The sequence below is a fragment of the Pseudomonas sp. C 49-2 genome, from assembly GCF_003970195.1.
Lineage (GTDB): Bacteria > Pseudomonadota > Gammaproteobacteria > Pseudomonadales > Pseudomonadaceae > Aquipseudomonas > Aquipseudomonas canadensis.
Genome location: NZ_RXYG01000019.1, coordinates 14,370 through 27,388, shown reverse-complemented (window position 1 = coordinate 27,388; position 13,019 = coordinate 14,370). Strand labels below are relative to the sequence as shown.

The following is a 13,019-nucleotide window of genomic DNA, read 5'->3' as shown; positions in this document are numbered from 1 at the left end:
GACATTGCCTTGGCCGTGAAAGGTGACTTTAATCGCCGGTTTGCTCAGGACTTGAACCGTCCCACCAGCCCATTCAACTCATCCGACAGGTTCGACAACCGCCCCGAATCGTCCTGCGCCGAGTTGGCCAGGCTTTCCACCAGCCGTGCTTCGTCGTAGATCTGCTGGATATGCCGGTTGATCTCTTCGGCCACGCTGTGTTGTTCCTCGGCGGCGGCGGATATCTGCAGGTTCTGGTCACGGATCTCATTGACCGACGTCTGGATGCCTTCAAAGCTGTCCCGCGCGCTTTCGATGGACGACACACTGGCCCGCGACAGGTCGAGGCAGCTGCCCATCTTTTGCGTGACTTCCTGGGTCTTGTTCTCCAGGGTGCCGAGCAGTTGCTCGATCTCTCCAGTGGAGTCGGACGTGCGCTTGGCCAGCGCGCGCACTTCGTCGGCTACCACCGCAAAACCACGGCCTTGATCACCCGCGCGGGCGGCTTCGATGGCGGCGTTGAGCGCCAACAAGTTGGTCTGTTCGGCAATCGCACGGATGGTGCCGAGGATCTGGTTGATGCTGCGGCTGCCGGCTTCCAGTTCGACCATGGCCTGGGATGACTCGGTCAGGCGGCGCCCCAGGCGGTTGACGTTGTCGGTGGTGACTTCGATCTGCTGCTTGCCCTCGGCGACGCGACGGTGCCCGTTCTCGGCGGATTCCGCCGCGCCACTGCAGGAGCGTGCGACTTCGTTGGCAGTGGCGACCATTTCGTTGAACGCCGTAGACACAAGTTCTACCGCCTCACGCTGGCGCCCGGCCGCCTCGTTCATGTTGTGCGCCACCTCGCTGTTGACCTTGGACGCGTTCTGCAAGTTGGCCGAGGCCGCGCCGATGTGTTGGATCAGTTGGCGGATCGCCGCAAGGAACTTGTTGAACCAGCCGGCCAGTTCGGCGGTTTCATCCTTGCCCTGGACCTGCAATTCGTGGCGCAAGTCGCCTTCGCCCTGGGCGATGGACTGCAAGCCGGTACTGACCTGGCCGATGGGTTTGACGATGACCTTGGAAAACGCTGCCGCGATCAGCCCGAAGATCAGCACCAGCACCGCGACGATGATGGCGGTGAGGTAGGTCATGCGCGTGGCTTCGGCCATGACTTCACGGTGTTCGATCAGCCCGATATAGCGCCAGCCGAGGCCGGGGGAGGTCCACACGTTGGCCATGTAGCGTACGCCGTCGATCACCACTTCAGTGGAGCCCTGCGCTGTGTCGGCCAACTGTGCATAGGCTGTGCCCAGGTCTTTGAGCGGCTTGAAGTTGTGGGCGGCGTTGCGCGGGTCGACCAGCACCACGCCGTCCTCGATCAGCATCACGTAGCCGCTTTCGCCCAGCTTGATGCTCTTGAGCAGTTCGGTGAGGTTTTTCAGTGAAACGCTGACCACGAACACGCCCTTGGCCTTGCCGTTTTCCAGTAGGGCGCGCGCGGTACCCACCAGGGCGACGTCGTCTTTGTCGTAGTAATACGCGGGGGTGCGCACGGTCTTGCCGGGGATGGCCATGGCCGCCTTGTACCAGGGGCGGGTGCGCGGGTCGTACTTGGCCAGTTGCGGGTCATCCGGCCATTTGGCGTAGGTGCCGTCTTCGAGGCCGATGGACAGGATCGCCGCGGCTGGGTGTGTGGCGCCAAAGCGCGCGAAGCGGTCGATCACCGCTTGCGCCTCGGCGGGCATGGGCTGGCTGGCCGCGTCGGCAGGCTGGTAGTTCTTCAGCGTGTTCACTGAGGTGTATACAGGATCAGTGGCCATTTGATCGACGTTTTGCAGCGTACCGTCGAAGAACTGGCGGATATTGCCGTCGATCTGACGGATTTCCCGGGTACTGCCGTCGATAAACTGATCCACCGCCTGGGTCCGCGTGTTCATGACCGAAATCACGGCCACCAGGCTTACCGGGATGAAAGCAACGGAGACAAATGCGAGTACCAGCTTATTTTTTATTTTCATCGAGACGACCATCAGCGTGAAGGGCGGCCAAATCATCGCGCACCTCGATCAGGATTGCGGCGATTTGCTATCACTGATGTTTCGGCCCGGTCCCGGTAAATCTTTAGGGTTTTTTGTACACAATACAAAGTGCTTATTGTTCTGTATCCAATCAATACACATCACGCAGATAACGCTTCTGCTCACTTAACTGCCGCCAGTACTCGACGGCGCCCTCGACGCCAAGCCCGCCGTGGGTTTGCGCGACTTGGCGCAGGGCCTGGTCGACATCTTTGGCCATGTGGCTGGCGTCACCGCAGATGTACAGCTTGGCGCCATCCTGCAACCAGCGCCAAAGCTCGGCCCCCTGTTCGCGGATGCGGTCCTGCACGTAGACTTTTTGCGCTTGGTCGCGCGAGAACGCCAGGCTCAAGTGGTTGAGCAGGCCATCGCGCTGCATGCCTTGCAGTTCGTCCTGATAGTAGAAATCGCTGGCGGCGTGCTGTTCACCGAAGAACAGCCAGTTGCGCCCCTGATGACCCAGCGCGCGACGTTCCTGCAAGAACGCGCGAAAGGGCGCGATACCGGTGCCGGGCCCGATCATGATCATGGGTACGTCGCCGTCGGTGGGCGTGCGAAAGTGCTTGGACGGCTGCACGAACAGCGGCACTTCGCCGTCGCCGACCCGGTCAGCCAGGAACGTCGAGGACACACCCTTGCGCTTGCCATAGCGCACGGCAGCCACGGTGAGATGGACCTCCTGCGGATAGGCCTTGGCACTCGAAGCGATTGAATACAAGCGTGGTTGCAAGCGCTTGAGGGTGCCCAGTAATTCATCCGCCGAGCACTCGATGGGGTATGCCTGCAGCACATCCGCCAGTTGCCGGCCCCACAGCCAGTCATTCAGTTCGGCCTTGTGTTCGGGGTTGAGCAAGTGCTTGAGGCCAGGGTTGGCGCTGCGCTCGGCGATGAAGGCCAAGGTGTCGCTGCTGGGCCGGGCGATTTCGAAGTGCTGGGTCAAGGCCTGTTGCAGCGGCACATCGCCGAAGGTGTCGATGTTCACGCTGGTATGGGCGTTCAGGCAGGTGAGGTCGAGCAGTTCGTTGACCAGTTCGGGGCAGTTGCGCGGCCGCACGCCCAGCGCATCGCCGGCTTCGTAGGTCAGCCCGGAGCCGGCCAGGTCCAGGGCGAACTGACGGGTTTCCTTGTGGGTACTGAGCGGGTTCAGGTGCCGGTTGAGCAGCAGGCGTGAGCCGTACAATTTGGTTTTACCGGCGGGGGTGGCGGGCGCGATGGGCTTTGTCGGGGCGAGGGTTTGCTGGAAACGCACCAGCCACGCATCGGCCAGCGCTTCGAATTCGGTGTCGCAGTCGACGCGTTCCAGCAGGCGGGTGGCGCCCAGTTCCAACAGGCGTTGGTCGAGTTGCTTGCCGTGGTTGCAGAACTGGTCATAGTTCGGATCACCCAGGGCCAGCACTGCGAAGCGCAAGGACTCCAGGCGCGTCTCGGCGGTGCTGAGGCTGTGCCAGAAACCTTCGCCATTGTCCGGTGGGTCGCCGTCGCCAAAGGTGCTGCTGATCAGCGCCAGGGTGTGGGTGCTTGCCAGTTTGCTCGCCGGGAAATCCGACATCGCGCTCAGTTCCACGGCAATGCCCGCGTCGCGCAGCCGTTTGGCAAAACGCTCGGCCAAAGCTTCGGCGTTGCCGGTTTGCGAGGCCCACAACAAGGTGACGACTGGGGAGGGCGCTGCGAGGGATTGTGTATGGCTGAACAAACCGCCGAGCAAGCCGTTCAGCCACAGCCGCGCGGCATCCGTCAGCGGTGCATTGGCGGGCATGGTCGGCACGCCGACAGCCTGGCGTGCGGCGTTGGACTGCAGGCCGCTGAGAAAGCCGGCGAGGTAGGTGCGCTCATTCTCGCTCAAGGGTGGCGCGGGTAGGTTGCAGATGCCGGCGATTTCGGCGAAGGCGTCGAGGCGCGACATGGCGGTGTCCTCTGCTACAGGGGAAGGGCGGTCCAGGAATTGGTGGTCGATCAGCTCGACGCGAGCCAGGGCGACGGCGCAGTACTTGAACTCCGGCTGTAAGGAGATCGGGTCCACCGCGTCGTTGGTCACCGCGTTGATTGCCAGGTTTTCACCGAATACATCGTTCCAGTGGAACGGCGCAAAACAATTGCCTGGCCGCACACGGTCGGTGACCACGGCGGGCAGCACGGCGCGGCCGCGCTGGGAGCGTATTTCGACTCGATCCTTGTCCTTGATACCCAAGCGGCTCGCGTCTTCGGGGTGTAATTCCACAAAGGGGCCGGGGTTGAGTTTATTCAGGGTCGCAACCTTGCCGGTCTTGGTCAGGGTGTGCCATTGGTGTTGCACGCGGCCGGTGTTGAGCACGAAGGGGAACGCGTCTTCCGGCATTTCTGCGGGTGGCATATGGGGGCGGGCGAAAAACTGGGCTTTTCCGTTTTCGGTGGCGAAGGCGAGGGTGCCTGTGTCCAGGTAGCGGATCGGGTTGCGGTCCGCGCCATCCTCCGACGCGCAAGGCCATTGCAGCGGCTTCTCACGCAGGCGCGGGTAGCTCGCGCCACGCAGGTCGTAGCCGGTCTTGGGGTTCCAGGCGCGTTTGATTTCTTCAAACACGTCGGCGGCGGATGCATAGGTGAACGCATCGGCAAAGCCCATTTCACAGGCGACCCTGGCGATGATCTGCCAGTCGGGCAGGGTCTCGCCGGGCGCGTCGACGGCCTTTTGCATCAGGGTCAGGTTGCGTTCGGAGTTGATCATCACCCCTTCGGCCTCGGCCCACAGCGCGCCGGGCAACAGAATGTCGGCGTAGCGGTTGGTCTCGGTATCGAGAAAAGCATCCTGGGTGATCACCAGTTCGGCGGTTTGCAGGCCTTTGATCACGGTCTGCCGGTTAGGCACGCTGGCGACCGGGTTGGTGCAGATGATCCAGCAGGCCTTGATCTGCCCGGCGGCCATCTGTTCGAACATCGCCACGGTGCCGCTGCCAGCCTGGCGCGGCAGGCTGTCGTGGGGGATCTGCCACAGGTCTTCGATAAAGGCGCGGTCGGCCTCGACCAGCACCGATCGTTGCCCCGGCAGTCCAGGGCCCATGTAACCCATTTCGCGCCCGCCCATGGCGTTGGGTTGACCCGTGAGGGAAAACGGCCCGCTGCCCGGACGGCAGATGGCGCCAGTGGCCAGGTGCAGGTTGCACAGCGCGTTGGTGTGCCAGGTGCCGTGGGTGCTCTGGTTGAGGCCCATGGTCCAGCAGCTCATCCACTCGGCAGCCTGGCCGATCCAGTCGGCGGCTTGGCGGATATCGGCTTCGGCCAGGCCGGTGATGGCGGCGACTTGATCTGGCGAATAGTCCTCCAGGAATTCCGGCAGCGCCTCCCAGCCATCGGTAAAGGCGGCGATAAAGGCAGGGTCGGTGTGGCCGTTTTTGACCAGCAGGTGCAGCAGACCATTGAGCAATGCCAGGTCGGTGCCGGGTTTGATCGGCAGGAACAGGTTGGCCTTGTCCGCCGTGGCACTGCGCCGGGGGTCGACCACGATCAGCTTCGCCCCGGCCTTGACCCGGTCCATCATGCGCAAGAACAGAATCGGGTGACAGTCAGCCATGTTCGCGCCGATCACGAAGAACAGGTCGGCGCGATCGAAGTCTTCATATGACCCCGGCGGGCCGTCGGAGCCGAGGGAGAGTTTGTAGCCACTGCCGGCGCTGGCCATGCACAGCCGCGAGTTGGACTCGATGTTGGGGGTGCGGACGAAACCCTTGGCCAATTTGTTGATCAGGTACTGGGACTCCAGCGACATCTGCCCTGACACGTAGAAAGCCAGTGCGTCCGGGCCGTGCGTGTCGAGGGTGTGACGCAGGCGGCGCGCGGTTTCGCGGATGGCGTTGTCCATGCCAATGCGCACCGGGTCATGCTCCCGGGCCTGGCGTACATAGGCGTTTTCCATGCGCCCGGACTCGGCGATGGCTTGCCCGCAGGTGGTGCCCTTGGTGCACAGGCGGCCAAAGTTGGTGGGGTGGGCCTTATCGCCGATCACCTTGACCACTTTATTGTCTTGTACCTGCATGACGATGCCACAGCCCACGCCACAATAGGGACACACACTGCGTATGCTTTGGTCGGCCATCTGAAACCTGCGTAAACAAAAAAGGCGCCTTGCAACCCTCCGTTCAGAACGGGGATTACACGGCGCCTTTGTCGTGAGAGGGCAGTCAGCGTTGACTGCTTGGTTGGGGTGTTCCTAGCAAGTCACGCGCCAGGTTTTTGAACTGCCCCTTGATACCGAGGCGCCGTCGGTGCGGGGCAAGCCCGCTCACCACAGAAAACCATTCATTCATGGCGAGTCATGCACTTTTATGACGCGAGATGCACCAGTTGGAGGCGCCGGAGGTGGTGCTTGGCATTGGCGGCTCACCTGTTGAGCCGTGAACACAGGCCTTGCATCCGCTTGGCACAGACCCTGCAAGCTCCCTCTCAACCCACTTCGGTCAACGACGATCGACACCAGGGGCAATAGCGGAGAATCCGGCGCAGTCGCCCGATCCGAACCCGCATAAGAACAGGCAAAGACGCCTGGAACCGCAAGGTTTCAGGCGTTTTTTTTTGCTTTTTTAAAACCGTGATGAGCTTTGTCGGGTGCTTACTATGAACCATCTCAAAACCTTGATCGTCGTCGGCAATGGCATGGTCGGCCACCACTGTGTGGCGCAATTGATCGAGCGCGGCGCGCTGGATCACTACCGTTTGCATGTGTTCAGCGAAGAGCCGATGCGCGCCTATGACCGGGTGCACCTGTCCGAGTATTTCACCGGCCGTGATGCGGAATCGTTGGCATTATCCGAAGCGTCGCTGTATCAGACGCCGGGCGTGACGCTTCACTTGGGCGTACCGGTGCTGGAGATCGACCGCGCCCGCTGCGAGGTGATCACCGCTGACGGCTGCGTCGCCTATGACAAGCTGGTGTTGGCCACCGGCTCCTATCCGTTTGTGCCGCCTATCGAAGGCGCCGAAGGCGATTCGCGGCTGGTGTATCGCACCCTTGAAGACCTGGACGCGATTCGCAAGGCCGCCGCCAATGCACGACGCGGCGTGGTGGTGGGCGGCGGCCTGTTGGGCCTGGAAGCCGCCAACGCCCTGAAAAGCCTCGGCCTTGAGGCCCATGTGGTGGAGTTCGCGCCGCGCTTGATGCCGGTGCAACTCGACGACTTTGGCGGCCTGGCACTCAAGGCGCAGATCGAACGGCTAGGCGTGGGCGTGCATTTGTCGCGCGCCACCCAATCCATCTGCGCGGGCGAGCAGTACCGCTACCGCATGAATTTTGCCAATGACGAGTTCCTTGAAACCGATCTGATCGTATTCTCCGCCGGTATCCGCGCCCAGGATGCGCTGGCCCGCCAGGCCGGCCTGGACATCGGCCCGCGTGGCGGTGTGGTGATCAATGACGAATGCCTGAGCATCGACCCGAACATCTACGCGATTGGCGAATGCGCGTCCTGGAACGGCAGCCTGTTCGGCCTGGTCGCGCCGGGCTATCAGATGGCCCGTGGAGTTGCCGCGCTGCTGTGCGCGCAAACCGCCGAGCCGTTTGTGGGTGCCGACATGTCGACCAAACTCAAGTTGCTCGGCGTCGACGTGGGCTCCATCGGCGACGCCCATGCCCACACGCCGGGCGCACGCAGCTACCAGTTCATCGACGAAGCCAGCGCCAGCTACCGGCGCCTGGTGGTGGATGCGTCGGGCAAACATGTGATCGGCGCGGTGTTGGTGGGCGACAACAGCTACTACGACACCCTGCTGCAATACATGCAGAACAGCATCGCGCTGCCGTCCGAGCCGGCCAGCCTGATCCTGCCGTCGTCCAGCGGCGCACCGACCCTCGGCCCCGGCGCGCTGCCGGAATCGGCCACCGTCTGTTCCTGCCACAACGTGACCAAGGGCGCGATCTGCTCGGCCATCGACGGCGGCTGCAGCGACCTCGGCCTGCTCAAAGCCCAGACCAAGGCCTGCACCGGTTGCGGCGGCTGCGCCGGTTTGCTGAAGCAGGTGTTCGAACATGAACTGATCGCCCGTGGCGTCAGCGTCGACAAGAGCCTGTGCGAACACTTCGCCTACACCCGGCAGGAGTTGTACGCGCTGGTGCGCGTGGAAGGCATCCTCACCTTTGACGAACTGCTGGCCAAACACGGCCGTGGTCACACCGGCTGCGATGTGTGTAAGCCGGCGGTGGGCTCGATCCTGGCGTCGTGCTGGAACCAGCCGATCATGGATGCGTCCCTGGTGCCGTTGCAGGACACCAACGATACGTTCATGGCCAACATGCAGAAAAACGGCACCTACTCGGTGGTGCCGCGTATTCCAGGCGGCGAAATCACCGCGGATAAACTCATCGTGATCGGCGAGGTCGCGAAGAAATATGACCTCTATACCAAAATCACCGGCGGCCAGCGCATCGACCTGTTTGGTGCACAACTGCACGAACTGCCGGATATCTGGAGCGAACTGATCGCCGCCGGGTTTGAAACCGGGCACGCCTACGGCAAATCCACGCGTACGGTGAAGTCCTGCGTGGGCAGCACCTGGTGCCGTTACGGCGTGCAGGACAGCGTGAAAATGGCGCTGCTGATCGAGGACCGTTACAAGGGCCTGCGCTCGCCGCACAAGCTCAAATTCGCAGTGTCCGGCTGTACCCGCGAATGCGCTGAAGCCCAGAGCAAAGACGTGGGCGTGATCGCCACCGAGAAGGGCTGGAACCTCTACATCGCCGGCAACGGCGGCATGCGCCCACGCCATGCGGAGTTGTTCGCCACCGATCTGGATGACGCCACGCTGATCCGCTACATCGACCGCTTCCTGATGTTCTACATCCGCACCGCCGACAAGCTGCAACGCACCTCGGTCTGGCGCGAAAGCCTCGAAGGCGGCCTGGATTTCCTCAAGGACGTGATCCTGCACGACAGCCTGGGCCTCGGCGCAGAGCTGGAAGCGCAGATGCAACTGGTGGTCGACCGCTACGAATGCGAATGGGCCAACGCCCTCGCAGACCCGGAAAAACTCAAGCGCTTCCGCACCTTCGTCAACGACAAACGCCCCGACCCGGACATCCACTTCGTCCAGGAGCGCGGCCAACGCCGGCCGATCATGGCCGCCGAACTCAACCTGATTCCCGTCACCGAGGAGATTGCCTGATGAGCCAAGCCAACCCGCAACGCAACCTGGCCACCTGGAAAGGTGTGTGCAGCGAGACCGACCTGGTGAGCAATTCCGGCGTGGTGGTGTGGCTGGACGGCGCGCAAGTGGCGCTGTTCTACCTGCCGGGTGCGCAGGACCAGACGTTGTTCGCCATCGACAACCATGACCCGGAATCCGGCGCGAATGTGATCGGACGCGGCTTGATCGGCAGCATCAAGGGTGACCTGGTGGTGGCGGCGCCGATCTACAAGCAGCATTACCGGCTCGAGGATGGGCAGTGCCTGGAGGCGCCTGACCAGAGGCTGCGGGTATGGCCGGTGCGGTTGAACGCTGGGGTGGTGGAATTGGCATTGGATTGATGCTGTGTGGCAAGCGGGCTTGCCACGCTTGCCACAGGAAACGTGCATGGCCTTAGGAAATGCCCTTCGTCGCACGCACCGAGTCATCCTTGATATCCTCGGCAAACTTGCGCATCAGCCGCACCAGATTGTCGAAGTCGCCTTCATCCCAGGTGGAGAAGATTGACACACCGATCCTCTCCCGCGCGTCGTCGACGCGGTCAGTCATGGCTTTGCCTTTCTCGGTAATCACCGACTCGCGTATGCGGCGGTCGACTGCGCTTGCCTGGCGCAGAACCAAGCCCAGGCTTTCCAGCTTCGCCACCTGCCGGCTCACAGTGGTGTAGTCACGGCCCACGCGGTCAGCCAGTTCGACCACGCCGATCGGACCCAACCTTTCCACCAGCACCAGCAGCGGAAACAGGGCGCGATCCAGTGAAATCCCAGCGTCGCGCACCATCGCTTCGTCGCGCTGCGGGCGGTTCATCACCCCCACAATCTCAACCAATGAACCATGCAGGTCACGCAGTTGGGCGGATATACGTGCGTTTTGCACATTTTTAATTGACACGGTGTTCGCCTCTCTTAATATGTGCGTATTGCACATATAGGTGATCCAGTATGAAAGCGCAATTCGCTGTCGATGTACTGATTTGCGGTGCCGGTGCCGCCGGCCTGACCTTGGCGATCGACCTGGCGAGAAGGGGTATCACTTTTCGGCTGATCGAAAAAAATGCGCTTCCCTTCCAGGGTTCGCGCGGCAAAGGTATCCAGCCAAGGTCTCAGGAAGTGTTCGAAGACCTGGGGATTCTCGACCGTCTGATGGCAGTGGGTGGAGTCTATCCGACTGACCGGCGCTACCGCGACGATGGCAGCTACAGCGAAGCAGAATTCACAGAATCCAAGGCGTCGACGCCCGCCGAGCCTTATCGACAACCGTTGATGGTGCCGCAGTTTTTGACCGAGCGCGTGATGCGCGAGCGTCTGCTTGAGTGGGGACATCAGCCTGAATTTGCTTGTGAATTAGTTGGGTTCGAGCAGGACGGCAACGCAGTCACCGCAAGGCTGATCGGCAACGCAGGTGAAGAACACATCCGTGTGCGTTGGTTGGTGGGCGCTGATGGGGGGCGCAGTTTTGTTCGACATGCCCTGGATATCGGCTTTCCCGGCAAGACCCTTGGCGTACGCGCTTTGGTGGCGGATGTCGAACTCAGCGGCCTCACGCGTGATGCCTGGCACCGTTATGGTGGCGGCGATCTGCAGCGCCAGATTGCGATATGCCCCTTGGCCGGCACCGAGCTGTTCCAGATTCAGGGGCCGATTCCCGCGGATCTTGACGTCGATTTCAGTGCCGAGGGGCTCACCGCAATCATCGCCCATCGCACCGGTCGCGCCGATATCCAGGTGCACGCGGTGTCTTGGTCGTCGGCCTACACCATGAATGCCCGCCTGGCGGATCAATACCGCGTGGGGAGGGTGCTGCTGGTGGGGGACGCCGCCCATATCCATCCACCCACCGGCGGCCAGGGCCTGAATACCAGCGTGCAGGACGCTTACAACCTGGGCTGGAAGCTGGCGGCGGTGGTACAGGGGGCACCTGATGATTTACTGGATACCTATGAAGCGGAGCGTCGGCCTGTCGCCGCTTGCGTGCTTGGTTTGTCCACCCAACTGCTGGGTGAGATGAAGAACGGCGAACTGCGTAGGGGCAGGGAAGTGCATCAGTTGGATATTGCCTATCCAGAGTCCTCGCTGGCGTTGAAGAGCCCCGTGCGTAACGGCGTTGCAGCGGGCGACCGGGCGCCGGACGCGCCGGTCCGAGGTGCCGCTGGGCAGGCGTTGCGGCTGTTCCATCTGTTCAAGGGAACGCACTGGACGGTGCTCGGTTATGGCGTGGCGCGCGGGGTGGTGCCTGCTCGGCCGGGCGTGCATGTCCATATAGTTGGACCTGAGGGTGATGTGCTCGACGACCAGGGCTACGTTGAACATGTCTACGGACTGGCGATGGGCGAGTGGGTGCTGGTGCGGCCTGATGGGTATATCGGTGCGATGGGTTCGTCAGCGAATACCGATGTCCTGGACGCTTACCTTCAGCAGGTTATGCCGTGTGCGCAAGGTGAATGGCAGTGCTTGAAATCGCGTTAAGATGCCGCCTGGACTTCAGGTTGATCAAGGATTTTGCATGGCGCTTATCACCGAACGTGTAGCACAGGCCCGTAACAGCACCAACGACAAGGTTATATGCCGCATGGCCTCGGGCTGGGCGGTCATGGGTGATGTACAGTTTCTCCCTGGTTACTGCCTGCTGCTGCCTGACCCGGTCGTTGCCAGCCTGAACGACCTGGACACCGAAGCCCGCACTGCCTACCTGCTGGACATGGCCCGCCTCGGCGATGCGGTGTTGCAGGCCACCGGTGCGTTGCGCATGAACTACGAGATCCTGGGCAATTCCGAGCCGGAGCTGCATTGCCATCTCTTCCCGCGCTATGCCTCGGAACCGGACGACAAACGCACGATGCCGGCGTGGTTTTATGACTGGAAAAACGCACAGCCGTATGCGGAGGTCGACCACGGGGAGATGCGCAAGACGATTGCGCGATTATTGGAAGCGACGACATCGGCCTAAGGATGGGATGGATTCAATGCGCGAACGAAAGGCGTCACGCCTGCTGGTGATCAACCCCTCCCAGGAGGTGCTTCTGTTCAGGTTCGTCCATAAAGACGGACCATTGGCCGGGCAAAGGAGACTCAGGTCATGGCGGATCATCGTTGGTGGTCTGCCAATGCGCTGCGCTCTACCGAAGAGACAGTCTGGCCGCAATCACTGATCGATATGCTTGTGAAAGAGGGCGTGTTTCAACCCGCTGCCTGACCGTCGTGATCAACAATGAACCAGGATTTCGTCGGTCTCCATCACGGCGGCATAGTCCATCGCCAGGTTGCTCAGTGAGAGCGCATGCACATCTTCCGCGGGCCACAGGCGCCCGGACAAATCGGTTTGATCGAAGGTGTAGCACGCATCTGAAACCACCGTCACCGCAAAACCCAGGTTGCCGCCTGAGCGTGCCGTGGCCTCGACCGAGTTGTTGGTGATCACGCCGACGATCACCAGTTGCCGGATCCCGCGCGCGTGCAGCCAGCGTTCCAGCCCTGAGGCGACGAAGGCATCCGGAACGTTCTTTTCGGTCACATGCTCATGCGCCAACGGTTGCAGCGCCGACTGGAATTCGCAGCCCGGCTGGCCCGGCCAGAACACCGAGTCGGGCGAGCGGGACATGTGCCGGATGTGAACAACAGGGCGGTCGGATTGACGCCAGGCTGTCAGCAGACGCTGTATCTGCACTTCGGCGTCGGGGTTGTTGCGTCGCCCCAGCTTTGGCTGGTTCATGCCTTGCTGCATGTCGATGATCAGCAGTGCGGCGTTGATGGCTAACGATTGCATGGCACCTCCTTTTGCGGGCAGGGCTCGAAACATACCACGAGGGTAAACGGTCATGAAGGTTGGGTTTAC

The 13,019-nt window shown here is 61.9% G+C and carries 8 protein-coding genes and 2 pseudogenes; 5 read left to right on the top strand and 5 right to left on the bottom strand.

All coding sequences use genetic code 11. The annotated features are described in order from the left end of the window. Window positions 1–44: 44 nt before the first annotated feature. From EJ576_RS30350 to EJ576_RS26555, 3 genes and pseudogenes are all read right to left on the bottom strand, one after another. Window positions 45–812, bottom strand: coding sequence for a methyl-accepting chemotaxis protein (locus EJ576_RS30350; protein WP_371857077.1), 768 nt, complete (start codon window positions 810–812; stop codon window positions 45–47). 87 nt (window positions 813–899) lie between these two features. Next, window positions 900–1,901, bottom strand: a pseudogene (locus tag EJ576_RS30345) (cache domain-containing protein); the annotation flags it as partial. Window positions 1,902–2,133: 232 nt separating this feature from the next. After that, complete coding sequence (locus EJ576_RS26555; protein ID WP_126571500.1) at window positions 2,134–6,108, bottom strand: bifunctional nitrate reductase/sulfite reductase flavoprotein subunit alpha; 3,975 nt, start codon at window positions 6,106–6,108, stop codon at window positions 2,134–2,136. 518 nt (window positions 6,109–6,626) lie between these two features. Between EJ576_RS26555 and nirB the strand changes: the two genes are divergently transcribed. Together nirB and nirD are read left to right on the top strand one after the other, a co-directional pair. After that, window positions 6,627–9,167 carry a nitrite reductase large subunit NirB gene (gene nirB, locus EJ576_RS26550; RefSeq protein WP_126571499.1) on the top strand — a complete coding sequence of 847 codons (2,541 nt, stop codon included), beginning with the start codon at window positions 6,627–6,629 and terminating at the stop codon, window positions 9,165–9,167. Further along, window positions 9,167–9,529: a nitrite reductase small subunit NirD gene (nirD, locus tag EJ576_RS26545; protein WP_122727345.1), complete on the top strand. Its 363-nt coding sequence runs from the start codon at window positions 9,167–9,169 to the stop codon at window positions 9,527–9,529. The genes nirB and nirD overlap by 1 nt, the downstream gene beginning before the upstream one ends. Before the next feature lie 52 nt (window positions 9,530–9,581). Here nirD and EJ576_RS26540 read toward each other — a convergent pair whose 3' ends face one another. Next, window positions 9,582–10,079, bottom strand: coding sequence for a MarR family winged helix-turn-helix transcriptional regulator (locus tag EJ576_RS26540; RefSeq protein ID WP_256656650.1), 498 nt, complete (start codon window positions 10,077–10,079; stop codon window positions 9,582–9,584). Between the two features lie 50 nt (window positions 10,080–10,129). Here EJ576_RS26540 and EJ576_RS26535 point away from each other — a divergent pair, with 50 nt between their 5' ends. From EJ576_RS26535 to EJ576_RS26525, 3 genes and pseudogenes are all read left to right on the top strand, one after another. Next, window positions 10,130–11,653 (top strand): FAD-dependent oxidoreductase, encoded by a 1,524-nt coding sequence (locus EJ576_RS26535; protein WP_126571497.1) that lies wholly within the window; start codon window positions 10,130–10,132, stop codon window positions 11,651–11,653. A gap of 37 nt (window positions 11,654–11,690) precedes the next feature. Beyond that, a complete protein-coding gene (locus EJ576_RS26530; RefSeq protein WP_122727340.1) occupies window positions 11,691–12,134 on the top strand; it encodes an HIT family protein in 444 nt (147 codons plus the stop codon). 16 nt (window positions 12,135–12,150) lie between these two features. Further along, window positions 12,151–12,380 (top strand): annotated as a pseudogene (locus EJ576_RS26525) (hypothetical protein). Between the two features lie 9 nt (window positions 12,381–12,389). On the opposite strand, the gene EJ576_RS26520 reads toward EJ576_RS26525, so the two are convergent. Continuing rightward, a complete protein-coding gene (locus tag EJ576_RS26520) occupies window positions 12,390–12,950 on the bottom strand; it encodes a cysteine hydrolase family protein (protein WP_122727338.1) in 561 nt (186 codons plus the stop codon). Window positions 12,951–13,019 lie beyond the last annotated feature (69 nt).

Excerpts from the sequence above, each read along its gene's own strand:
- EJ576_RS30350 (WP_371857077.1), bottom strand. The coding sequence starts at position 812 with ATGAACGAGGCGGCCGGGCGCCAGCGTGAGGCGGTAGAACTTGTGTCT.
- EJ576_RS26555 (WP_126571500.1), bottom strand. The coding sequence starts at position 6,108 with ATGGCCGACCAAAGCATACGCAGTGTGTGTCCCTATTGTGGCGTGGGC.
- nirB (WP_126571499.1), top strand. The coding sequence starts at position 6,627 with ATGAACCATCTCAAAACCTTGATCGTCGTCGGCAATGGCATGGTCGGC.
- nirD (WP_122727345.1), top strand. The coding sequence starts at position 9,167 with ATGAGCCAAGCCAACCCGCAACGCAACCTGGCCACCTGGAAAGGTGTG.
- EJ576_RS26535 (WP_126571497.1), top strand. The coding sequence starts at position 10,130 with ATGAAAGCGCAATTCGCTGTCGATGTACTGATTTGCGGTGCCGGTGCC.
- EJ576_RS26530 (WP_122727340.1), top strand. The coding sequence starts at position 11,691 with ATGGCGCTTATCACCGAACGTGTAGCACAGGCCCGTAACAGCACCAAC.
- EJ576_RS26520 (WP_122727338.1), bottom strand. The coding sequence starts at position 12,950 with ATGCAATCGTTAGCCATCAACGCCGCACTGCTGATCATCGACATGCAG.